Source organism: Frankia torreyi (assembly GCF_000948395.1).
In the GTDB taxonomy this organism is placed as follows: Bacteria; Actinomycetota; Actinomycetes; order Frankiales; family Frankiaceae; genus Frankia; species Frankia torreyi.
Window position 1 is genome coordinate 75,587 of record NZ_JYFN01000008.1, and the last position, 22,971, is coordinate 98,557.

The following is a 22,971-nucleotide window of genomic DNA, read 5'->3' on the forward strand; positions in this document are numbered from 1 at the left end:
ACAACGCGAGGGGCCCCGGGACGCGCGTCCCGGGGCCCCTCGCGTTGTAGCGGGTCAGGCGTTGTAGCGGGTCAGGCGCGAGCGGCTGCCCGCGACATCGTGTGCTCGACCACGGCGATCAGCGCGCTCTTGGTCGAGTCCCGGTTGCGGGCGTCGCAGGTGATGATCGGCACGGTCGGGCTGATCTGCAACGCCTCGCGGACATCCTCGATGGAGTGCCGAAGGATTCCGTCGAAGCAGTTGACGCCGATGACGAACGGCAGTTGACGCTGCTCGAAGTAGTCGACGGCGGCGAAGCAGTCCGCCAGCCGGCGGGTGTCGGCCAGGACGATCGCGCCGATGGCGCCCCGGACGATGTCGTCCCACATGAACCAGAAGCGGTACTGCCCAGGCGTCCCGAACAGGTACAGGATCAGGTCCTCATCGAGAGAGACGCGGCCGAAGTCCATCGCGACCGTGGTCGTGGTCTTGTCGGACAGGTGGGTGAGGTCGTCGACGTGGGCTCCCGCCTCGGTCATGACGGCCTCGGTACGCAACGGGACAATTTCTGACACCGAGCCCACAAAGGTGGTCTTCCCGGCGCCGAATCCTCCCGCCACCACGATCTTCACCGAGGTCGTGGCGACGGAGGAGTTGACCCGTCTGTTGTCAGAGCTTTCGAAGGCCACTGAGAACCCTTTCGAGCAACGCGAGATCCGGTGCCTCGTCGCGGTCAGGCTGCTGGTGGACGCGGACGAAGCCTTCGTCCGCCATGTCGCCGACCAGCACACGGGCGACGCCCAGAGGCACCCGGAGCCCGGCGGCGATCTCCGCGATGGATCGCACCTGCCGGCACATGGCGGCGATGGTCTGTTGCTCGAGGTTGAGGCCGATGGCCCGTTCCTCGCCGAGCGGCGTCGTGAAGACGAGCGCCTCGATGGCGAGCTCGTAGCGTGACCGAGTACGCCCGCCGGTCATCGCGTAGGGACGGACGACCGGACCGGGCGCGTTCTCGGGATCGATACTCACCCTGACTCCCTGTGCTGCCGCTCGTTCACCGCGGAAGCGTTCCCTGCAGCTCGGCGCGCAGCGCCGGGGTGAGGACATCCTTCGCCCGGCTGACCAGCAGGGCCATCTCGTAGCCGACCAGGCCGATGTCGCACGACGGCGCTGCCAGCACGGCCATGCTCGCCCCGTCGCTGATCGACATGATGAACAGGAAGCCGTGTTCCATCTCGACGACGCTCTGCGTCACGGCGCCCGCCTCGAACACGCGCGCCGCCCCCTGGGTCAGGCTCACCAGCCCGGAGGCCACCGCGGCGAGCTGGTCGGCCCGGTCGCGGGGGAAGCCGTCGGAGACGGCCAACAGCAGCCCGTCCGCGGACACCACCACGGTGTGGGCGACACCCGGGACGCGATCGACAAAATTGTTGATCAACCAGTTGAGGTTCTGAGCCTCAGAACTCACGGGTGTCACCGTTCCTCCTGCGGGTCACGTCGAGGATTCCTCGTGGTGTCGACTCCGACATCACGTCCCTGCCGCACGCCCTGGTAGAAGCTGGCAAGCCGGCCACCGACGGCCTCGGGAGACCTGGTCGAGGTTTCGGCGGGACCCCGGCTTGGCGCGGGTTCGGCGCTGCCGGGCACGAGATGGGTCATGGGAACTCGCACCGGCAGGCCCGATCGCGTCACGCCACCGGTGCTGGGCTGGCGCAACGACTCGGCTGCCTGCCAGCCGGCGTCCCCGGGAGAGCTCCAGCCTCCCCGGTCCGGCGGCTGTGCCGACTGGTGCTGTGGCACCGACTGGTGCTGTGCCGGCGGCTGGTGGGACTGGGCCGCCGCGGGCTGGGGCTGCGGGCCGGACCCCGGCCGCAGCGGGCCGCCGGGAGGCGGGGACTGGTGCGGCGCCGCGAACGCGGGTACCGGCGCCGGGGCGGCCGGCTCGGCCGCCGGCGCCGGGCGGGCACCCGTGCCGGGCTCGGCGGCCGGACGGGCCGGACCACGCTGCCCGAAGGCCCCGCCGATGCCGGGACGCCCGACCGGCCGGGCCGGGACCGCAGCCGGCGGCTCACCGGCCGCACGCGCGGCGGCCGCGGCGGCCGCGGGGGTCTTGCGCTGGGCCGATGCCGCGTCAGCCGGCGTCCGGCGCTGGAACCACGCGGATACGGAGTCGAAGATCGGCGAGGTTTCGACGTCGTCGGTCTCCGACTCGGCCGTGGCCTGCTCGCCGGTGATCTCGGCAGGCGCCGGCTCCGCGACGCGGCCGGGCGCGGTCGGCGTCTGCGGTCCTGCCTGTGGCTGGGGACCGGTCCGTGGCTGGGGACCGGCCGGCGTCTGCGGGCGGATCGGCGGCCGCAGGCCGGTCGGTGCCTGCGATCCGGTGGCGGGCTCGGGGCGCGGCCGTGCCTGTGGTTCGGGCCGGTCCTCAGCCCGGGCGAACACGTCGCCCGGGCGTGTGATGACCGGCTCGACCGGCTGCCGGGGTGCGTCGTGATCGGCGCGGTCCCGGAGGTTCGGGCGCTCCCGGACGGGGAGCTTCGGCGCCGCCTCGGGCTGCTCGCCCGTGGCGGGCTCGGTGTCCGCCGGCCGGGGGCGGGTCGGCCAGCGGTTGTCCCCGAACGACACGGGGCTCGTGATGTCCGGTGCGGGCTGGTCGCGCCGGGCCGCCGGCCCGCGCCGGTCGATGGCCTCGGTGTCGGGGGTGACCCCACCGGGTGACGCACCGCGGGGAGCCGCGCCGCCGGTGGCGGCACCGCCGGGCGGTGTCGCCGCGCGGCCGCGTGGCCCGGTGTCGTGGCCGGGCCGGACGCCGAGGTCGATCTCCTGGCTGTCGAAGTCCCGCGGGTCGCGGTCGTCGTCGGGGCCGTCTGGCGCCCGGTCCTGCGGCGCAGTACCCGGGAACTGGGCAGCCCGGCGTGGGGTGCCGCCGTCGACCTCGCGTGGCGCGGTCGACGGGGTCGGCGCCGTGCCGCCGGTCTCGTCGTTGCGGTCGTTGCGGTCGTCCAGGCCGGGGGAGAACTCCTCCAGACCGAAGTTGCGCCGGTCCGTGGTGGGCATCGGGCCGGTTCGGTCGGAGCCGAGCTGCGCGGCCAGCGGGCCGGTCAGCGGAAACGGGCCGGTGTTGGGGAAGCGCCGCGGACCGCTGGAGTCGTCGAAGACGTTCTCCCGCGTCGCGGGTTCCGACTCGGGCCGGTGCCCGTTGCTCATCCCGTTGCTCGCGCCGGTACCCGCCGGGGTCGCCGCCCCGTTCGCGCGGTCGGGCGCCACGCCGTTACTCGGTCGCTCGGCACTCGGTCGCTCGGCGCGTTCCGCGGGCCGTCCGCCGGGGCCGGGGCCGCCGATCGCCGGGGCGGTCGAGGGCCGGTTCAGGGCCGGGGGACGGCCGGGCGCGGTGCCGGCGGCACTGTCGCCGGTGACCAGCTTCGCGGGCAGCCGGACGACGGCGGTGATGCCGCCCGACGCCGACTCGCGCAACTGGACGCGAATACCGTGCCGGCCGGCCAGCCGGCCGACGGCGAACAGGCCCATCGTCCGCGACACCGACACGTCGACGACCGGGGGATTGGCCAGCCGCTCGTTGACCCGCTCGAGCTCCTTGGCCGGCATGCCGATGCCCTGGTCCTCGATCTCGATCATCGCGCCGGCGCCGGGGCCGAGTGAATGGCTGGTCACGAGCACCTCGGTGACCGGCGGCGAGTACGAGGTGGCGTTCTCCAGCAGCTCGGCGACGAGGTGGACGACGTCGCTGACACCGTTGCCGGCGATGGACACCGGCGCGGCCGAGGTCTGCTTCACCCGGGTGTACTGCTCCACCTCGGAGATGGCGGCCAGGACCACCTCGTTGAGGGGCACGGGGTGCGTCCAGCGGCGGGCGGTGTCCGTGCCGGCGAGGACCAGCAGGCTCTCGTTGTTCCGCCGCATTCGAGTGGCGAGGTGGTCCAGCTTGAACAGGTTGGAGAGCTGGTCGGGGTCCTGCTCGCGGTTCTCCAGGTCGTCGATCAGGCGGAGCTGGCGTTCGACCAGCCCCTGGCTGCGCCGGGAGAGGTTCACGAACATCGCGTTGACGTTGTTTCGCAGCGACGCCTGCTCGGAGGCCAGCCGGATCGCCTCACGGTGGACCTCGTCGAAGGCCCGGGCGACTTCACCGACCTCCTCGTCGGTGTTGATACCGACCGGTTCGATCGAGTCGTCGATGTCCTGGTCGGTGGAGTCACGCAGGCGGCGGACGGCCTCCGGCAGCCGGCGGTCGGCGATGTCGAGCGCCGCGGTCCGTAGCGCCAGCAGCGGTCGGACCAGCGACCGCGCCACGACGAGCGCGGACAGCAGGGCGGCGGCGAGGATGAGCACGATGAGCAGACCGGACAGCAGCGCCCGGTGCTGGATGTTGCCGCGCAGGGTGTCGACCCGGTCGTCGACGAGCGCCAGGAGCTTGTCCGTGGCGGCGGTGCTGGTGTCGATGGTCTCCTGGGTCGCCCGGTTCCACTTCTCCGACTCGATGACGGTCAGCGGCTGGCCGATGGGCGCGTCCAGGACCTCCTCGACGTAAATCTGGGTGTTGCGGATGTCGCCATTGTTTTCGGTGTCGATTGTCGGGTTGTAGATGGCGTGCTGGGCTGGTCCGGCGACGTTTTCGAGGTCGTCCCGCTCCCGTGCTCGCTGCGTCTCGGCCGAGAGGAACTCGCGATAGTCACCTTCAGTGAAGAGCTGGTTGCTGCCGCGCGGAAGCAGGCTGTAGACGAGGGCCTGCTGCTGCGCGAGGAGTTCCGTCCCCGACATGAGGAAGTAGGCCGTATTGACACCGTCGTCGAGCTGCTGGTCGTCATTTCCCTGTGGGATGAGCTGGACCAGGTTGACCAGGGAGTCGATGATCGGCTGAAAGGTCGTCTGGACGGCTTTCGGGTCGACAACTCTTTGGATCGTCTGCCGCTTCGCGGGCAGCGAGTCCATCCGGGTCTGGACGTCGTCGAGGGCTCGCCGAACCTCGCTGCCGAAGGAACCACGCCGTCCGTTGGCCACCGCCTTGTAGGCCTGGTAGGCATCGTTCACCGCCGCCTGGCTGGGCGGGACGGCGGCGGCGTCGCGAGAACCGACCGGGCCGCTCGCCACGAAGCCGGTGCTGTACGTCCGTTCCGTCTGCAGGGCATGGGCGAGCGTCGACGCGGACCGGCTGATCTCGGTGAGATCCGAGATTCGGTTCACGTCACGGGTGCTGGTCAGCACCGCGCTGGCCTCGATGGAGGAGTAGACCAGGATCGCGACGACCGGCACGGCCAGAATCGCGATCAGCTTGGTGCGGACCCGCCAGTTGGTGGGGTTGGTGGCGGCGCGACGAAGGCGCGCCAGACCGGACCCCGCGGGGTCCGGTGGCGCCGCGGGGCGATCGTCGCGCTGCCCGCCGTCTTCGGTGTCCACGGGCAAACCCGGCGCCGAGGTCGGCTCCGGATCTGCGGCGATGCCCGTGCTGCTGGCCATCGGTTGTCTGCGCACGTACCTTCGCAACCTCTCCGCCAGCCTCCCGGAACACGTCGTACCAGGATGGCTCGGTATCGGGCCCTGATGTCCCTTGCCAGGCACCATAGCGGTACGAAGTCGGCATCCGAAAGGCGCCTACCGTAAGCGCGTTGGTGGCTGCACGCCAGTTGTGGTCACGGCGCACGGAGTCACCGTCTGCGTAACCCTCGCGAAGCCCGACAACGTACGCCCATCGTGACGTAGCGGTTGTCCCAGTGAGTGGCACTGAAGGCGCAAAGCAGGCATCTGCGACATCCGTCCTTACGGGTCTTCGGGGGGTGCCCGCGATGCGCCGCCCGCTCGCGTGAACGACGCCCACGGGCGGCGGCCGGGCCCGGAAGGCCGCCCGAGCAGGCCTGGCCCACAGGTGCCGCGGGGTCCGTAGGCTTGCGGGGTGAGCGAGTTGCAGCGCAGCGATGCTGGTCACGATGCGAGACCGGGGGCCGTGGGCCCGGCGGGGGGCGCCCCGACGGCGCCGGTGACCAGGCCCGGCACGCCCGTGGGCGCCGGTGCGCCGGGGCATCCCGGATACGACACGGTGTTGGTGATCGATTTTGGCGCGCAGTACGCCCAACTGATCGCTCGGCGGGTTCGTGAATGCCATGTGTACTCGGAGATCGTGCCGTGGGACATGCCCGTGGACGAGATCCTCGCCCGCAGACCGTCCGCACTGATCCTTTCCGGTGGGCCGAAGTCGGTGTACTCGCCGGGAGCGCCTCGGGTCGACCCCGCGTTGTTCGACACCGGGCTGCCCATTCTCGGCATCTGCTACGGCCACCAGGTGATGGCCCAGGCGCTGGCCGGCTCGGTCGCCCGCACCGGAACAGCGGAGTACGGAGCGACTCGCCTGTCGGTGACCGAGCCAGGCGTCCTGTTCGACGGCCTTCCGGTCGCCCAGCAGGTGTGGATGTCGCACGGTGATTCCGTGACCGCGGCGCCGCCCGGCTTCCGGGTGACGGCGTCCACCCCGTCGACCCCCGTCGCCGCCTTCGAGGATCCGGCCCGCCGCCTCTACGGCGTCCAGTTCCATCCGGAGGTGGTGCACAGCGAGCGCGGACTCGACGTGCTGCGGCACTTCCTGCTGGTGGGCGCGGGCTGCCGGNCGACCTGGACCATGGTGAACATCGTCGACGAGGCGGTGGCGGCGGTGCGCGCCCAGGTCGGCTCGGGCCGGCTGATCTGCGGGCTGTCCGGCGGGGTGGACTCCGCGGTCGCCGCGGCGCTCGTGCACCGCGCCGTTGGTGACGCCCTGACCTGCGTTTTCGTGGACCACGGCCTGCTGCGGGCGGGCGAGGCCGAGCAGGTCGAGCGGGACTTCGTCGCGTCCACCGGCGTCGATCTCGTTCACGTGAAGGCGGCCGACCGGTTCGCCGCGGCGCTGGCCGGTGTGACCGACCCGGAGCGCAAGCGGAAAATCATCGGTCGGGAGTTCATCCGGGTCTTCGAGGAGTCGGCCCGCGAGCTGGAGGCCCGCGCCGAGGCCGAGGGTGCGACGATCGAGCACCTCGTGCAGGGGACGCTGTACCCCGACGTGATCGAGTCCGGTTCCCCGACCGCCGCGAAGATCAAGTCGCACCACAACGTCGGTGGCCTGCCGGAGGATCTGCGGTTCGGGCTGGTCGAGCCGTTGCGCACCCTGTTCAAGGACGAGGTCCGCCGCCTCGGCGAGGAGCTCGGCCTGCCCGAGGAGATCGTCTGGCGCCAGCCGTTCCCCGGCCCGGGACTCGCCGTTCGCATCATCGGTGAGGTCACCCCCGAGCGGCTCGACGTGGTCCGGGCTGCCGACGAGGTGGTCCGCGACGAGATCCGCCGGGCCGGGCTGGACCGGGAGATCTGGCAGGTCTTCGCGGTGCTGCTCGCGGATGTGCGGTCGGTCGGCGTGCAGGGCGACGAGCGCACCTACGGGCACCCGGTGGTTCTGCGCGCGGTCACCAGCGAGGACGCGATGACCGCCGACTGGGCGCGACTGCCCTACGGGCTGCTCGAACGCATCTCCAACCGGATCGTCAACGAGGTGGGGCAGGTCAACCGGGTCGTCTACGACATCACCTCGAAGCCCCCGGGCACCATCGAGTGGGAGTAGGCCCGACCGCTCGCCGGCAGGGGGCCGGCCCGGCGGCCTGACCGCCGCCGGGCGCCCCCGGTTTGACGTCCCGGCAAGTCCGGAGCACGCTGGGAATCGTGACCGTGCACAAGATGGCCATTACTTAGGCGCGCACCCGAGCTCCGGGTCCGCGCGCCATGCCTTCCGCCTGCTCGGCGGGGGGCTTTTTTGTTGCCGCGGTCACGGCGAGGTGGCCGCACAGCCGCCGGGAGAGGCATCATGACCGCACCAGCCGCAGACGACCAACCCACGCCCGGGGGCGGTGACCCCGGGCCTGGCGAGGCGGACCTGAGCATTGAGGCGGACCCAGGTGCCGCGGCGGATCCGGGTGCCGCGGCGGATCCGGGTGCCGCGGCGGATCTGAGTGTCTCGGCCATCGAGGCGGCGGCCGGGGTGCTCGACGGCGTGGCGCGGCGCACCCGGGTCGTGCATGATCCCGGCCTGTCGGCCGCGCTTGGCACGCCCGTGTGGTTCAAGTGCGAGCACGAGCAGCACACCGGCTCGTTCAAACTGCGTGGCGCCTACCACCGAGTGGCGACCGCGGACCCGGCGGCGCGTGCCCGAGGGGTCGTCGCGGCCAGTGCCGGCAACCACGCCCAGGGGGTGGCGTTCGCGGCGGCCGCCTTCGGCGTCCCGGCGACGATCTTCGTGCCGGCGGGGGCGAACCCCGTCAAGGTCGCCCGGACCCGCCGGTGGGGCGCGCGGGTCGAGGAGGTGCCTGGAGGCGTGGAGGCCGCGCTCGCGGCGGCCGCCGACTTCGCCGCTCGCGGCGGGCGCCTGCTCGTGCATCCCTTCGACGACCCGGCTGTGGTGGCTGGGCAGGGCACGATCGGCCTCGAGCTGCTGGACCAGGTGCCGGACCTGGGCACCGTCCTGGTCGGCGTGGGCGGCGGCGGGCTCGTCAGCGGGGTTGCCGCGGCACTGCGGGCCCGCCGACCCGGGGTGCGCGTGATCGGGGTGCAGTCGGTGCTGGCCCCCGCCTTCGCCATATCGCTGCGAGCCGGTCGGCGGCTCACCGCGGTGGTGGGCGCCGATCTGCCGGGCGCCGTCCCGCTGACTGCCGATCTGCCGGTCACCGATCTGTCGGTCACCGATGTGCCGGGCGCCGCGGCTCGCGGCCGGGTCATCCCGGTCATCCCCGGCAGCCGGCTGTCAGGGCGGCCGATGCTGCCCCGCTCGGCGGCGAGGCCCCGCACGATCGCCGACGGTATGGCGGTGAGCGAACCGGGCGCGCTGACCTTCGCGCTCGCCACCAGGCTGGTCGACGAGGTGGTGACCGTGGACGAGGCCGCCTTCTGGGAGGCGATGGTGCTGCTGCGGCGGGCCGGCCTCGCGGTGGAGCCGGCCGGAGCCGCGCCGATCGCGGCGCTGCTGCGCCACGGCGGCCTCGCCCAGGGGCCGACCGTGGCGATCCTGTCGGGAGGCAACATCGATCCCGGGGTGGCCAGCCGAGTCAAGTCGCTGGCCGCGGTCGCGACCGACGACGTCGGCGAGCTGCGGACCACGGCCTGAGCCGGCCCGCCGGGCGGTGGGCGGCCGAGGTGACCATAAGGTGGCGATACGTGGGTCGGTGACGTCGCGGCCGGGTGGCACTTCGCGACGGGCCGCCCCGCGGCAGGCCGCCGCCCGGCCCGTCCGGGAGGCGGCACATCCCCGGCGAGCCCGGCTCCGACCAGTCCGGCGTCGAACGTATGATCGAGGTCTGATGAGCACTCTGTTCGGTGAGTCCCCCCGCGCCTTCGGCGAGTCGGCCGCGGGTGTCGGCGGCGGCGTGCCCTACGACCTGTTCGGCCCGGCGGTGCTCGCCTCGCCCGCGGGTGGCGACGCGGGCGGCGGGGCACCCCGGCTCGACGCCGAAGGCCTGCTCGACGGGCTCAACCCGCAGCAGCGGGCCGCCGTGGTGCACATCGGCGCGCCGTTGCTGGTCGTGGCGGGCGCGGGCTCCGGCAAGACCCGGGTGCTGGCTCATCGCATCGCCTACCTGCTGGCGGCCCGGGGCGTCCGGCCCGGGGAGATCCTGGCGATCACGTTCACGAACAAGGCCGCGGCCGAGATGCGGGAGCGGGTCGGCGCGCTGGTGGGCCCGCGGGCGCGGGCGATGTGGGTCAGCACGTTCCATTCGGCCTGTGTGCGCATCCTGCGGTCAGAGGCGAAGCGGCTCGGCTACGGGTCCTCCTTCTCCATCTACGACGCCGCGGACGCGCAGCGGCTGATTACGCTGGTCACCCGGGATCTCGACCTCGACCCGAAGCGGCACCCGGCACGCGGGCTGGCCGCGCAGATCAGCAACCTGAAGAACGAGCTGATCGACTGGGAGGCCGCCCGGGACCGGGCGAGCAGCCACCAGGAGCGCACCGTCGCCGAGGTCTACGCCGCCTACCAGCAGCGGCTGGCCCAGGCCAACGCGCTCGACTTCGACGACCTGATCATGATGACGGTCAATCTGCTCCAGGCGTTCCCCGACGTCGCCGAGCACTACCGGCGCCGGTTCCGGCACGTGCTGGTGGACGAGTACCAGGACACCAACCACGCCCAGTACGTCCTGGTGCGGGAACTCGTCGGCCAGCCCGCGCACGGTGAGGCCGACGTGCCGGGGTCGGGGGCGTCGGCGGACCCGCCGGTCTCGACCGTCACGTGGGCGTCGGGCGCCGTGCCGCCCGCGGAGCTCTGCGTCGTCGGTGACGCCGATCAGTCGATCTACGCCTTCCGCGGGGCGAACATCCGCAACATCGTGGAGTTCGAGGAGGACTTCCCCGACGCCGCGGTGATCCTGCTGGAGCAGAACTACCGCTCCACCCAGACCATCCTGTCCGCTGCGAACGCGGTGATCGCGCGCAACAACCAGCGCAAGGCGAAGCGGCTGTGGTCCGACGCGGGGGACGGGGAGAAGATCGTCGGCTTCGTCGCCGACAACGAGCACGACGAGGCCGCCTTCGTCGCCGAGGAGGTCGACCGGCTCACCGACGCGGGGCTGGCCCGGCCCGCGGACGTCGCGGTGTTCTACCGGACCAACGCGCAGAGCCGGGTCTTCGAGGAGATCTTCGTCCGGGTCGGGCTGCCCTACCGGGTCGTCGGCGGGGTGCGCTTCTACGAGCGTCGCGAGATCCGCGACCTGCTCGCCTACCTGCGGGTGCTGGCCAACCCGAACGACACGGTGAACCTGCGCCGCATCCTCAACGTGCCGCGGCGCGGCATCGGGGACCGTGCCGAGGCGGCGCTCGCCGGCTTCGCCGAGGTCGAGCGGATCGGGTTCGCTGCGGCGCTGGAGCGCGTCGGCGAGGTGCCGGGGATCGCCACCCGCTCGGCGAAGGCCGTGCGCGAGTTCGCGGCGTTGCTCGCCGAGCTACGCGCGATCGAGGCGGACGGACCGGTGGCCGTCGTCGAGGCGGTCCTCGAACGCACCGGCTACCTGTCCGAGCTTCTCGCGGAGGACACGGTCGAGGCCCAGGGGCGGGTGGAGAACCTGCAGGAGCTGGTCGGCGTCGTCCAGGAGTTCACCGAGCGCAATCCGGAGGGCACCCTCGCCGAGTTCCTCGAGCAGGTCTCGCTGGTCGCCGACGCCGACCAGGTCCCCACCGACGACGGCTCCGACGGCGTCGTCACCCTCATGACCCTGCACAGCGCCAAGGGCCTGGAGTTCCCCGTCGTCTTCCTCACCGGCCTGGAGGACGGCGTCTTCCCGCATCTGCGGACCCTGGGCGACCCCACCCAGTTGGAGGAGGAGCGCCGGCTGGCCTACGTGGGGGTCACCCGGGCCCGCTCCCGGCTGTACCTGACCCGCTCGGTCGTCCGTAGCGCCTGGGGGCAGCCGGCGTACAACCCACCGTCGAGGTTCCTCGGCGAGGTGCCCGACGCGCTGGTCGACTGGCGCCGTCTCGTCGAGGCGGCGCCGGAGCCGGCCGCCCGGCCCTGGGGCGGCTCCGGCACCGGCGGGTTCGGGTCGGGCGGGTTCGGGTCGGGCACGGCCGGGCAGGGCGGCGGCCGTGCGGGCGGCGGGGGCACACCGGCCCGCAAGGCGCTGCCGAACTCACCGTTCGCCGGCCGCGGCCGCCCCTCGGCGCGGCCCGTGCTGGAGCTGCGCCAGGGCGACCGGGTGACCCACGACAGCTTCGGCCTCGGCGTCGTCGTCGCCACCGGCGGGGNGGGGGNTTCGGCCGAGGCGACGATCGATTTCGGCGCGGACGCCGGGACCAAGCGTCTGCTGTTGCGTTACGCCCCGGTCGAGAAGCTCTGAGTCCCGGTCGAGAAGCTCCGACCGCTCCGGCGCCGTCGTCCCGGCCAGCCACCCGGCAACCCGGCGCGTCACCGCCCCGTTGAACGCCAGCGAGTGATGACCGAGCCCGGGGACGGTGACGTTCACCGCGTCCAGGTCCGGATGGTTAAGCGCGGCCTGGGCCGGGCGGACCACCGTGTCCCGCCCGGCGGCGACCGCGACGAACCGCGTCCGGCACCCCGGCGCTGGGCGGTCGAGCTCGACCAGCAGCGGCGAGCCCGGCCGTAACTGGGCGAGCAGGGGATAGGGCAGCGCTCGGGGTACGAGCTCGGCCAGCCGGGTGCCGCCGTGCGGGGTGGCGAGGGTGATCAGCGTGTCGACCTGCCGGTCGCCGCCCATCCGCTGGACGTGGTAGCGGGCCACCAGGCCGCCCAGGGAGTGGGCGACGATGTGTACGCGGCCGCCGTCGCCCGCCGCGGCCGCCACCGCATCGGCGAGCACCCGGGCTCCCTCCTCGACGGTGGTGGTCCACAGGGGCAGCTCGACCGCCCGCACCCGGCGAAAGCCCCGCCGGCGTAGCTGATGGTGCAGGCGGACGAAGACCGATCGATTGTCGACCAGCCCGTGGACCAGCAGGATCGGCGTCCCGGCCGCATCGGGCGCGCGCACCAGCAGGCCGCGCTGCAACGGCGGCAGACCGTCGAGGGAGTACGGTTCGTCGTCTCGGTCCGGCTGGCGGCGCAGCGCGCTCGCCGGGTAGAGGGCCAGATGAGCGGCGATCCAGGCGGTCTCGACGGCGAGTCCGCGGGCGCTGTCCCCGGTGGCGCGTAGACCCGCGACGAGCGCGCGGCGGGTCGGTGCCTGCCTGGGTGCTGGTGGTAGCGGCTCGCCGATGGCCGATCACCCTCCTTGGTCGCGCCGTCACGCCGTCGCGGGGTGGACCCGTGCGCGTTCGCCCGATCTCGCCGGGACCGGATCGAGAAACGCAAAAAGATTACAGACTGTCACGTAGTTCTGTCGACCATCGCTGCTGGCGCCACTCCCGCCGCTGTGTCGGGTCCTGCCAGGAGAGCTCGGCGAGCAGCCCCGCGGCCGCCTGCGCCACCTGATCCGAGGTGGTCGCGGGCAGCAGGCAGTCGGCGAAACCGAGCCGGTGCAGATCCGTCGGGCGCAGCCCCGCCCGGTCCGCCGCCTGCTCGACCGGGATGCGCAGGGTCGTCGCGGCGCCTTCCGGTGAGAGCGCCGTGAAGTAACTGTTCGGAGTCATGGCGACCATATCGGTGACTGTTGCGGCGAGGGCGCCGCCCGACCCGCCTTCGCCGAGCACCACAGACACGGTCGGGGAGGGGCAGGCCAGGACCGCCGCCATCGCGTCCCCGATCGCCGCGGCGATCCCGGCGGACTCGGCGTGCGCGCCGCCGGCCGCGCCCGGGGTGTCGACGAGCGTCACCAGCCCGACCCCGAGCTTGCCCGCCAGCCGGGCGGCCCGGGCAAGCAGCCGGTACCCCGCCGGGCCCGGCGCGCTGCCGCGCCGGGCCCCGACCGCAACGACCACCGCGCGGATCCCGCCACCGCCGTGCGGGGCGGTCCCGCCACCGCCGTGCGGCGCGGTCCCGGCACCGAGCAGGGCACCGATGCGGGCACCGACCAGCGAATCGGGCCCGACGAGATCGACCCCGTCGGGCAGCAGCGCGCGCAGCACCGTCGCACCGTCCGCACGCTCGCCGGTCCGGGCCGCCACCACCTGTTCCCAGCCGGAGCGAGCGGCCACCTTCTCGAAACCCGCCGGTAGATCGGCCCGCACCGTGCGTACCGGCGGCGCCAGCGGCCTCGACGGCCTCGGCGGCCTCGGCGGACTCGCCCGTGCCGCCGGCTCGATCGGGCTCGGTGGGGTCAGCGCGATCAATGCCCGGTGCAGCCAGTCGGTGACGCCGTCGGGTGCGGGCGCGGCGTCGACGAGGCCGGCGGCGAAGGCGGACGCCGCGGTGTGGCTGCCGGCGGGCGGCGGCGCCCCGGTCGTCGCCGCGACCACGCGGGGACCGGCGAAGCCGACCGTCGCCCCGCCGACCGCGCAGCGCAGGTCACAGCGCGAGCCGATGGTGACCCAGACTCCGCCGGTCGTCGGCTGGTCGGCGATGGCCACGTGGCCGACCCCGGCCGCATCGAGCGTCGCGAGCGCGAGGGCCGCGCGGGGCAGCCCGACGAGCCCGGCGACGCCCTCCTGCAACCGGGTACCGCCGCTGCGCAGGAACGACACCAGCGGCCGGCGGCTCGCGACCGCCGCGGCCGCGGCCTCGGCGAAGCCGGCGGCGTCCGCCTCGCCGAAGCTGCCGCCGTGGACGGCGAAGTCCCAGACCGCCGCGACCGCCGGCACTCCCGCGATCGGGCCGGCACCCCACCTAAGCGCCGGCCGTCCGTCGTAGTCCGGCCAGCCGAGACGGTTGACCGCGGGGGCCGCCGCCGGCCTCAACGTGATGCCGGCGAGCAGGTCTGCCCGCCAGTCGGCGGACGTCTGCCGCCCCGGTCGGCTGTCACTGTCCATCTCCGCATCTTGGGGCCGGCAACGGCCGGAGCGGTGGCCCGGGCGGAGGCGGTGTTGCAGGACACGCCGCATCGGGACGCTCACTGGCCGCACCCCGGGCGATGCTCGGATGTCTCCCGACGCCAGAAGGGAAGGGACATCTGTGACCTACCGTGCAGTCTGCTTCACGGCAGTCAGCGACATACCCTTTCGTTCACAGCCCCCTGAGCGGGTGGGTGCCCGCACCACACCCGCGAGATCAGTACCCGCGAGATCAGTACCCGCGAGATCAGTACCCGCGAGATCAGTGGAGTGAGGAGAGGGATGCTCACACCGCTGCTGGAGGACGACCCCCGCCAGATCGGCCCGTACCGCCTGCAGAACCGCATCGGCGCCGGGGGGATGGGGACCGTCTATCTCGGCTTCACCCCGGAACAACATCCGGTCGCGGTGAAGGTGGCCGCCGAGGAGCTCGCCGAGGACGCCGAGTTCCGCAGCAGGTTCGAGCGCGAGGTGCATGCGGCGCTGCGGGTGCGGGGCAACGCGGTCGCCGCCGTGCTCGACGCAGACACCGACGCCCCGGCACCGTGGATGGTCACCGAGTACGTCGAGGGCATCAGCCTGGCCGAGGCGGTCCGGGCCCGCGGCCGGCTGGAGAACCACCTCGTCCGCGGCCTCGCGGTCGGGTTGGCCGACGCGCTGGTCGCCATCCATGCCGCGGGCGTCGTGCACCGTGATCTGAAGCCGTCGAACATCCTGCTGGCGTGGGACGGGCCGAAGGTGATCGATTTCGGTGTCGCCCACATCAGCGACAGCAGCACGCTGACCCGCACCGGGCACGTGATCGGGACCCTGGCGTGGATGTCGCCCGAGCAGATGCGAGGGGATGCGTCGGACTCCTCGGCGGACATCTTCGCGTGGGCGAGCTGCGTGACCTACGCGGCGACCGGCCGCCACCCCTTCCACGCCGAGACACCGGACAAGCTCGCCCTGCGCGTACAACGGGACACCCCGGACCTCGACGCACTGCCTGCCTACCTGCTCACGTCGGTGGCCGGGGCCCTTTCCAAGATCCCCCGGCAGCGGCCGACCGCCTCCGCCCTGCTTGCCTCGCTGGTCGGCCGGGAGGTCCAGGGGGTGACCGAGGCCGATGCCGTCGCGGGTGACTTCCTCGAACGCACCTGGACCGGCACGGCCCGGGCGGCGAGCGAGGGTCTCACCGTCCTGCCCGTCGGCGAGTGGACCGGCGGGGACCGCGAGCGTGCCGCCGACGGGCCCGAGGGGGACGGGCGGTCCGACCCCGCCGTGTCGGGCGACGGCCGACCGTCCACCGCGGGTGGTTGGTCGCCCGCCGTCCAGGGGCCGCCACCCGCCTCAGGTCCCTGGCCGGTCGGCCCGCCGCCGCCCGCGTCCGCGTTCCGGCCCGCCGTCTCGCCGCCGCCGACGATCCCGCCGCCACCGCCGTTGCCGGCCTCCCGGCTGACCCCGCTGCCGCCCTCGCCACTGCCGCCGTCGTCCTCCGCGCCCTCGTCCTCCGCGCCGTCGTCCTCTGTGCCGTCGTCCTCTGTGCCGTCGACCCCGAGCCCTCCGGCCGGCAGGGTCCCCCCTGGGCCCTCGACGCCCGCCGGATCCCAACCGGTCGTCTCGCCCTGGACCTACGACATCGACGAACCGGACTCGCGGGCGCCCGTCCGGCCCCGGCGTGAACCTCGGCCTGACCCGCGCGCCGCGGGTGCGGGGCGGCCCGGGGAACTCCCGGCTCGTCCCGCGCCCCAGGAGATCCGTCCCGCGCCACCCGAGATCCGTCCCGGATCGCGCCCGGACGGTCCTGGCCCGGGGGAGAGTCGGGCACCGGATCGGGGCGCCTGGCCCGCGTCTCGCGAGACGCGCCCGCGGCCGCGGGCGGACCAGGCGGAGGACACCATCCGGCCGCCGGACCCGACCCCGCCGGCGAGGCCGCCGGATCCGTCGGAGTTCCAGGTGTGGATCAGGCCCGCGAGTTCGGCTCCCTCCTCAACCCCGGCGCCGTCGACCCCGGCGTCGTCGAGCCGGGCGTCGTCGGCTCGCCCGGCATATGCGCCGCTGCCCGCCCCACCGCTGCCCGCTCTGCCGCCGCGCCGGGCGGCCGCAGCCGCGCCGGGCGGGACCGTCGCGGCGCCGGGCGGTCGCGGGCGTCGCCTTCCCGTGACGGTGGGTGGTGGCGGGGACGGGGAGGGCTCGGACGCTCGGCGGTTCCCGCCCACCACCCCGGTGGAACACGGCCTCAACGGCCGGGCGCTGCTGTCGGTTGTCCTGGCATTGGGTTGGCTTTTCGGGCTGGGCAGCGTCGCCGCGATCGTGGTCGGCTCGGTGGCCCAGGCTCAGATTCGGCGGCACAACCAGCGGGGGCGGCGGCTCGCCGCCCTCGGGATCGCGCTGGGTTGGACCGGAATCGGGCTGACGGTCGTCAGCCTGCTGATCGTCCTCGCGGTGCGGTGAATTCCGTGCCGAGCCGGCGGGAACAGCCAGAAGGTCGACCACGATCGGTGTTGTTCCCGTGTGATTTCTGACATATATCCGATGGTCAACTCCGTGACCTCGGCCACGGCAGCTCGCGGTGCCGCGTGCGGTGGTCACGCTCAGCGTCTTTTCTCGTACGCGCGATCCGGCCCCGCGCGACGTGCCGGCGCCGCTCGGGGCGCGATGTGCACCTCATTTGTCCTGTATCGATGGGCCTGACGTGGGCACCCGGCCGGCCGGGCCCGGGCGATGGCACCATTGGCGGCACCGGCCGGCCCCTGTGTCGCCCGGCTCGTCGCCGCCGGCGGCTGCGCACGGGGGCACTCCGCGTGACGCGCGCCGTAACCGCCTCGTCAGTAGGCTCGCAGGCGTTCTGTGCCCCCCTACGTAACCCAACCCGTACGACCGCATCCGACTGGACGGACCGTGGATCTCTTCGAATACCAGGCGAAGAAGCTGTTCGCCGAACATGGCGTTCCGGTGCCCACCGGGAAGACGGCGACCACCCCTGAGGAGGCGCGCGCGATCGCCACCGAACTCGGTGGCAAGGTGGTCGTCAAGGCGCAGGTCAAGGCCGGCGGCCGAGGCAAGGCCGGCGGTGTCAAGGTGGCCGATGGGCCGGATGACGCCTTCGCGAAGGCGACGGCGATCCTCGGGATGGACATCAAGGGCCACACGGTCCATTCGGTGCTCGTCGAGGAGGCCAGCAACATCGCGGAGGAGTACTACGCCTCCTTCCTGCTGGACCGGGCGAACCGGACCTTCCTTGCCATGGCCTCCCGTGAGGGCGGCATGGAGATCGAGGAGGTGGCCGCGACCAACCCGGACGCGCTGGCCCGCATCGCGATCGACCCGCTGACCGGCGTCGACGCGGCGAAGGCTCGCGAGATCGCGGTCGCCGCCAAGCTGCCCGAGTCCGCGCTGGACGGGGCCGCCGAGCTGCTGGCGAAGCTGTGGACCGTCTTCGTGAAGTCCGACGCGACGCTGGTCGAGGTGAACCCGCTCATCCTCACCGCCGACGGCCGTGTCGTCGCACTCGACGGCAAGGTCAGCCTCGACGAGAACGCTGATTTCCGGCACCCGGAGAACGCCGCGTTCGTCGACGTCTCCGCGGTGGATCCGCTCGAGCAGAAGGCCAAGGAGAAGGGCCTCAACTACGTCAAGCTCGAGGGCGAGGTCGGGATCATCGGAAACGGTGCCGGCCTGGTCATGTCGACGCTGGACGTGGTGACCTACGCCGGCGAGGAGTTCGGCGGCAAGCGCCCGGCGAACTTCCTCGACATCGGCGGCGGCGCCTCGGCCGAGGTGATGGCGAACGGCCTGTCGATCATCCTCGGCGACCCGTCGGTCAAGAGTGTCTTCGTCAACATCTTCGGCGGCATCACCTCGTGCGACGCCGTGGCCAACGGCATCGTGCAGGCGCTGAAGATCGTCGGTGACGTCACCACCCCGCTGGTGGTGCGCCTCGACGGCAACAACGCCGAGGAGGGTCGTCGCATCCTCTCCGAGGCGAACCTCCCGGTGGTCAAGCCGGTCGACACGATGGACGGCGCGGCGAAGCTCGCCGCCGAGCTCGCCGCGGCCGCGGCCTGACCAGGGCGAAGGGATTGCGAACCGATGGCTATCTGGCTTGACGAGAACAGCCGGGTCGTGGTGCAGGGCATCACCGGCTCGGAGGGCACCAAGCACACCAAGCGGATGCTCGCCGCGGGCACGAACGTCGTGGCCGGGGTGAACCCGCGCAAGGTCGGCCAGCAGGTCGAGGGCGTGCCGGTGTTCGGCTCCGTCGCGGACGCGATCGAGCAGGCCGGCGCGAACGTATCGGTGATCTTCGTTCCGCCGAAGTTCACCAAGGACGCGGCGATCGAGGCGATCGACGCGGCCATCCCGCTCGCGGTGGTCATCACCGAGGGTGTGCCGGTCCACGACACGACCGAGTTCTGGGCGTACTGCCAGTCCAAGGGCACCACCCGGATCATCGGGCCGAACTGCCCGGGCATCGCCAGCCCCGGCCTGTCCAACGCCGGCATCATCCCGGCGGACATCACCCCCGGCGGCCGCATCGGCCTCGTCAGCAAGAGCGGCACGCTGACCTACCAGATGATGTACGAGCTGCGCGAGTTCGGCTTCTCCACCTGCGTCGGCATCGGTGGCGACCCGGTCATCGGCACCACCCACATCGACGCCCTCGACGCCTTCCAGGCAGACCCGGGCACCGACGCGATCGTGATGATCGGTGAGATCGGCGGCGACGCCGAGGAGCGGGCCGCGGCCCACATCGAGGCGCACGTGACGAAGCCGGTCGTCGGCTACGTCGCCGGCTTCACCGCGCCGGAGGGCAAGACGATGGGCCACGCCGGCGCCATCGTGTCCGGCTCGTCCGGAACCGCGCAGGCCAAGAAGGAAGCCCTCGAGAAGGCCGGTGTGCGGGTGGGCAAGACCCCGTCCGAGACCGCCCGCCTGATGGCTGACATCATGCGGTCGTTGTAGATCTGTTTAGATGATGAGCCTCCGCGCCCCGCGGCGGCTCGTCATCCAGACGGTCCAGGGGTCGTGGGTCGTGGGGAGGTGAGGGACGCGGATGTCTTCCCTCACCTCCCCACGACTGCAAGACTCCTGCATCGGTGCGTGGGCGAACCGGCGTCGTCGTGCCGACCGACCTGACGAAGTGGGGTTCCCGTCGTGGCACAGATCGGCGGTCGTAGCGTCGCGACCAACGACATCGGCGTGATCGCCTCCGGGCTGGTCATGTTCATCGTGAGCTTCCTGCCGTGGTACTCGGTGAGCTACGCGTTCTTCGGCCGCAGCACGGAGTTGCACGAGAACGGCTGGGGGCTCGGGTTCAACTCGTGGTTCCCGGTGCTGCTGGTGCTCGCGGTAGCCGGTCTGCTCGTGGCGCGCCTGTTCGCCGACCTCCGCATCCCGGATGTCGGCCCGGTGTCGGCGCTGTGGATTCTGCCGGCTGCCTCGGCGTTCGCCGCCCTGCTCCTGCTCATCCGGTGGATCAGGTTCCCCGATGTGGCGAAAGGTCTGGATGCCGGGCCGAGCTACGGCTTCTATCTCGCCCTCGTCGCCGCCATCGCCCAGACGGTCTTCGGTGTCCTGTCGGCGCTGTCGAACGGTGCAACCATCCCCGGCCGCGGCCGACCGGGTGGCCCTGGCGTGCCCGGTGCCTGGCCGCCTCCTGGCCAGCCTCCCTACGGCCAGCCCTATGGCCAGCAGCCGACGCCCGGCTACGGCGCCCCGACGGGCGGTTACGGCCAGCCCGGCTATGGCCAGCCCGGCTATGGCCAGCCCGGTTATGGCCAGCCCCAGCAGGGCTACGGCCAGCCTCCTGTCGGTTATGGGCAGCCGCCTCAGGGTGGTTATGGCCAGCCGCAGCAGAGCGGCTACGGTGCGCCGCCCACCAGCAACTACGGCCAGGCGCCTCAGGGTGGCTATGGCCAGCCGCCCGCGGGCTACGGCCAGCCGCCTGCGGGTTATGGCCAGCCGCCTGCCTACGGCCAGCCGCAGCCTGGTTATGGCCAGCCATCCCAGCCGCAGGCGCCCCAGCCTCAGGCGCCCCAGCACCAGGAGTCCCAGCCCCAGGCGCCGCAGCCTCAGCAGCAGCCTGGTTATGGCCAGGCGCAGCCTCCGGGCGCCTACGGTCAGCAGCCGCCGGCGGACCGTTAGCCGCTGCGCCTGGCGTCCCGCCGCCTGACGCCGGGCGGCGCGGACGTTCGGGATGTTCCCGGCATTTCCGGGATCCGGACGGCGTGTTGTCCGGGATGGCGTGCAGCCGCGTGCGAGCGTCCTACCGTGCCCGCCTTCCCCCACCGTCCCGGCCCCGCCGGCCAGCTTCTCGACCGGTTGTGGCAGCGGGTTGGCCGGCCGGCGGCGGCGGCGATCGCCGCGTCGGCGGCCGGACTGGTCTTCATCGAGTTCATCGTCCTGGTCGTGTGGGGTGCGGACACCGGCTCGTCGACCGGGCCCGCCGCGGCCCTGCGCGTCGGGGCCGACCTGTGGCTTGTCGCCCACGGCACGACGCTGCGGCTGCCGGACGGGGTCATCTCCTTCCGGCCGCTCGGGCTGGCGCTGTTCCCCCTGGCCGCGGCGCTCAGCGCCGCGCACCGGCGGGCGGCGGCCGCCCCCGCGCCAAGCGGTTCCGCACTGCTGCGCCCAGGTCGGGGCGGCGAGGGCCGCGGGCGCGAGGGCGGCGAGGGCCGCGGCCGCGAAGGTCGAGCGGGCCGGAGCCGCCCTGGTTGGAGCCCGTCGAGCTGGGGCCCACCGGGTTGGGGGCGACCGGGTTGGGGGCGGCCAGGTGGGCCCGGATCCCCCTGGGACGGGACGGATCGGACGCCGGACGCCGCCGGCGGCGGTGCGGCCGGCGCAGGCAGTGACCCGACCGGCCGGCAGGCGCCGGCGACGGGCCGGGCTTTCGGTGCCGGCGGCACGGGCGGTTCCGGCGAGGCGGTTGGGGCCGACAACCGGGGCCGGCGCGGCGCGCTCATTGGCGTCCCCTGGGGGGCGGTGATGGCCGACATCGTCGGCGTTGTCGGCGCGCAGACGTTGTTCGTCGTACTCGTCGCGCTTGTCGTGCGTTCCGGCCCGGCGCGGCCGACCCTGCTGTCCGCGGCGCTGGGCACGATCGCGCTCGGTCTGCCCGCCGCGCTGCTCGGCACCCTCGCCGGTCGCCACCGGCTGCGGACCGCCTGGCGCACGCTGCCCGGGATGCTGCGCAGTTCCCTGCTGTGCGGGGCGGGTGCGTTCGCGTCGCTCATCGCCATCGCCGCCTTCGGCGTCGCCCTGGTGCTCGCCGCTACGCTGCCCGAGGTGGCCGGGGCGGAGCGGGCGCTCGACGTCGGGGTGCTCGGTGGGATCGGGCTCGCGGCGACGCAGCTCGCGCTCGTCCCCAACCTGGTGCTGTGGGGCCTGGCCTACGCCCTGGGGCCCGGCTTCCGGACCGGACCCGGCCTGGTCCGGGTCGATGCGGTCCATCCCGCCGAGCTGCCCGACCTCCCGGTGCTGGCGGCGCTGCCCCCGAACGCGCTGCCGCGGCCCGGGTGGGTCGTCCTGGCCCTGGTGCCGATCGTCGCGGGCATCGTGCTCGTGGCGATGGTCCACCGGTCCACCGCCGGGAGCCGCTCGCGCTACCGGCTCGCGACCGTGCTGCTCGCGGGCGTGACCTGCGGTCTGCTCACCGGGCTGGCGATCCAGGCGTCGATCGGGCGGGTCGGCGGGGTCGACGGCCACTACGGGCCGACCGCCGGCTGGGTGTGCGGGCTGCTCGCCGGGGGCGAGGTCGCCGCCGTCGGCCTGCTGCTGCTCGGCGGCATCGATCTGGCCGCCCGGCGCGCCGAGCGGCCGTTCCTGGCCGAGGACGCGGAGCCGTCGTTCTGGCGGCGCCGGATGTCGCTGCCCGGGTCCGGGCTCTCGGCGCGGCCGTCGCGGCGTACCCAGTGAGCGGCGCACCCAGTGAGCGGCGCACCTGGTAAGCGGCGCACCCGGTGAGCCGCGTCGGCCGGTGTCGGCCGGCGGGATCGTCGCCGGAAAATGTCCGTGGCGTGGGTTAGTGTGCCGGCGTTGGATCATCCTTACGGAGGTCGTCGTGCCGGTCGCGGTCGCCCACATCCGAGCCGAGGCCAGGCGCCTGCGGGCACTCGGCTGGTCCTACCGTCGCATCGCCCACAGGCTCAAGGCTCGTCATCGGCTCGGTGCGTTGGTGGCGTTCCGTCTCGCCCATGGCTGGACCCAGGAGGAGGCGGCGCGCCGGTGGAACGAACGATGGCCGGAACGGGGACCGGCCAAGACCGGTAAGACCTGGTCGTACTGGGAGAGCTGGCCGGGTAAGGGCGGTCGGGCGCCCTCGGCCACGGTGCTGGCCCGGCTGGCCGAGCTTTACCTGTGCCGGCCCGGCGACCTGCTCGACGGGCCCGACTTCGGCCAGCTCGACCCGGGGGCGGACAGCGCCGGCGACCAGACCGTCGCTGGCTGCTCGTGCGGGGCGGGCGCCGGTGGGGACGACGACGACCGGCTGGCGGGGCTGCTGTCCATGACCGCGCCGCTGGCCGCCCCGGCGGGCCGCGACATCCCGTCCGCCACGGCGATCGAGGCTCGGCTGGCCGAGTTCGTGACGGGGTGGGCACCGGCGGCGTGATCGCGGCG

The 22,971-nt window shown here is 73.2% G+C and carries 14 protein-coding genes and 3 pseudogenes; 11 read left to right on the top strand and 6 right to left on the bottom strand.

The genetic code is table 11. The features are described from left to right. Positions 1 to 71: 71 nt before the first annotated feature. From FF36_RS07430 to FF36_RS07445, 4 genes are read right to left on the bottom strand one after another with little or no spacing between them, the layout of a single operon-like run. Positions 72 to 668: a GTP-binding protein gene (locus FF36_RS07430; protein ID WP_044884233.1), complete on the bottom strand. Its 597-nt coding sequence runs from the start codon at positions 666 to 668 to the stop codon at positions 72 to 74. Continuing rightward, positions 649 to 1,008: a DUF742 domain-containing protein gene (locus FF36_RS07435; RefSeq protein ID WP_011602350.1), complete on the bottom strand. Its 360-nt coding sequence runs from the start codon at positions 1,006 to 1,008 to the stop codon at positions 649 to 651. Before FF36_RS07435 ends, FF36_RS07430 begins: the two co-directional genes overlap by 20 nt. Before the next feature lie 25 nt (positions 1,009 to 1,033). Next, positions 1,034 to 1,456 (bottom strand): roadblock/LC7 domain-containing protein, encoded by a 423-nt coding sequence (locus FF36_RS07440; protein ID WP_009740465.1) that lies wholly within the window; start codon positions 1,454 to 1,456, stop codon positions 1,034 to 1,036. Then, positions 1,453 to 5,451, bottom strand: a complete 3,999-nt coding sequence (locus FF36_RS07445) for a sensor histidine kinase (protein ID WP_044884234.1) — start codon at positions 5,449 to 5,451, stop codon at positions 1,453 to 1,455. Before FF36_RS07445 ends, FF36_RS07440 begins: the two co-directional genes overlap by 4 nt. Before the next feature lie 517 nt (positions 5,452 to 5,968). Here FF36_RS07445 and guaA (FF36_RS37345) point away from each other — a divergent pair. The 5 genes and pseudogenes from guaA (FF36_RS37345) to FF36_RS37355 all read left to right on the top strand — a co-directional run. Further along, on the top strand, positions 5,969 to 6,592 hold a 624-nt coding region (guaA, locus tag FF36_RS37345; protein ID WP_422615078.1), incomplete at its 3' end, for a glutamine-hydrolyzing GMP synthase. A gap of 1 nt (position 6,593) precedes the next feature. After that, a pseudogene (guaA, locus tag FF36_RS37350) lies at positions 6,594 to 7,573 on the top strand (glutamine-hydrolyzing GMP synthase); the annotation flags it as partial. Positions 7,574 to 7,813: 240 nt separating this feature from the next. Next, positions 7,814 to 9,106, top strand: a complete 1,293-nt coding sequence (locus FF36_RS07455) for a threonine ammonia-lyase (protein WP_128423507.1) — start codon at positions 7,814 to 7,816, stop codon at positions 9,104 to 9,106. A gap of 193 nt (positions 9,107 to 9,299) precedes the next feature. Beyond that, on the top strand, positions 9,300 to 11,736 hold a 2,437-nt coding region (gene pcrA / locus FF36_RS07460; protein ID WP_242422359.1), incomplete at its 3' end, for a DNA helicase PcrA. Between the two features lie 7 nt (positions 11,737 to 11,743). Then, positions 11,744 to 11,828: pseudogene (locus tag FF36_RS37355) on the top strand (hypothetical protein); the annotation flags it as partial. A gap of 291 nt (positions 11,829 to 12,119) precedes the next feature. Here FF36_RS37355 and FF36_RS40340 read toward each other — a convergent pair. Both FF36_RS40340 and FF36_RS07475 read right to left on the bottom strand, forming a co-directional pair. Next, positions 12,120 to 12,476, bottom strand: a pseudogene (locus tag FF36_RS40340) (esterase/lipase family protein); the annotation flags it as partial. A gap of 325 nt (positions 12,477 to 12,801) precedes the next feature. Further along, complete coding sequence (locus FF36_RS07475) at positions 12,802 to 14,349, bottom strand: carboxyl transferase domain-containing protein (RefSeq protein ID WP_044884239.1); 1,548 nt, start codon at positions 14,347 to 14,349, stop codon at positions 12,802 to 12,804. A 303-nt stretch (positions 14,350 to 14,652) separates the two neighbouring features. On the opposite strand from FF36_RS07475, the gene FF36_RS07480 reads away from it, so the two are divergent. The 6 genes from FF36_RS07480 (at position 14,653) to FF36_RS07505 (ending at position 22,963) form a co-directional block, all read left to right on the top strand. Continuing rightward, positions 14,653 to 16,806, top strand: coding sequence for a protein kinase domain-containing protein (locus FF36_RS07480; RefSeq protein WP_044884240.1), 2,154 nt, complete (start codon positions 14,653 to 14,655; stop codon positions 16,804 to 16,806). Positions 16,807 to 17,253: 447 nt separating this feature from the next. Then, positions 17,254 to 18,420: an ADP-forming succinate--CoA ligase subunit beta gene (gene sucC / locus FF36_RS07485; RefSeq protein ID WP_044884241.1), complete on the top strand. Its 1,167-nt coding sequence runs from the start codon at positions 17,254 to 17,256 to the stop codon at positions 18,418 to 18,420. 24 nt (positions 18,421 to 18,444) lie between these two features. Continuing rightward, positions 18,445 to 19,317 carry a succinate--CoA ligase subunit alpha gene (sucD, locus tag FF36_RS07490; RefSeq protein ID WP_044884242.1) on the top strand — a complete coding sequence of 291 codons (873 nt, stop codon included), beginning with the start codon at positions 18,445 to 18,447 and terminating at the stop codon, positions 19,315 to 19,317. Between the two features lie 192 nt (positions 19,318 to 19,509). After that, a complete protein-coding gene (locus FF36_RS07495) occupies positions 19,510 to 20,499 on the top strand; it encodes a single stranded DNA-binding domain-containing protein (protein WP_044884243.1) in 990 nt (329 codons plus the stop codon). Between the two features lie 126 nt (positions 20,500 to 20,625). Further along, on the top strand, positions 20,626 to 22,269 hold the full coding sequence (locus tag FF36_RS07500; protein WP_044884244.1) for a cell division protein PerM: 1,644 nt from the start codon (positions 20,626 to 20,628) through the stop codon (positions 22,267 to 22,269). A gap of 145 nt (positions 22,270 to 22,414) precedes the next feature. Next, positions 22,415 to 22,963 (top strand): helix-turn-helix domain-containing protein, encoded by a 549-nt coding sequence (locus FF36_RS07505; RefSeq protein WP_044884309.1) that lies wholly within the window; start codon positions 22,415 to 22,417, stop codon positions 22,961 to 22,963. Positions 22,964 to 22,971: the final 8 nt, after the last annotated feature.

Bases quoted from the DNA above. Each gene is read 5' to 3' on its own strand.
- FF36_RS07445 (WP_044884234.1), bottom strand. From the start codon at position 5,451: ATGGCCAGCAGCACGGGCATCGCCGCAGATCCGGAGCCGACCTCGGCG.
- FF36_RS07455 (WP_128423507.1), top strand. From the start codon at position 7,814: ATGACCGCACCAGCCGCAGACGACCAACCCACGCCCGGGGGCGGTGAC.
- FF36_RS07475 (WP_044884239.1), bottom strand. From the start codon at position 14,349: ATGGACAGTGACAGCCGACCGGGGCGGCAGACGTCCGCCGACTGGCGG.
- FF36_RS07480 (WP_044884240.1), top strand. From the start codon at position 14,653: ATGCTCACACCGCTGCTGGAGGACGACCCCCGCCAGATCGGCCCGTAC.
- sucD (WP_044884242.1), top strand. From the start codon at position 18,445: ATGGCTATCTGGCTTGACGAGAACAGCCGGGTCGTGGTGCAGGGCATC.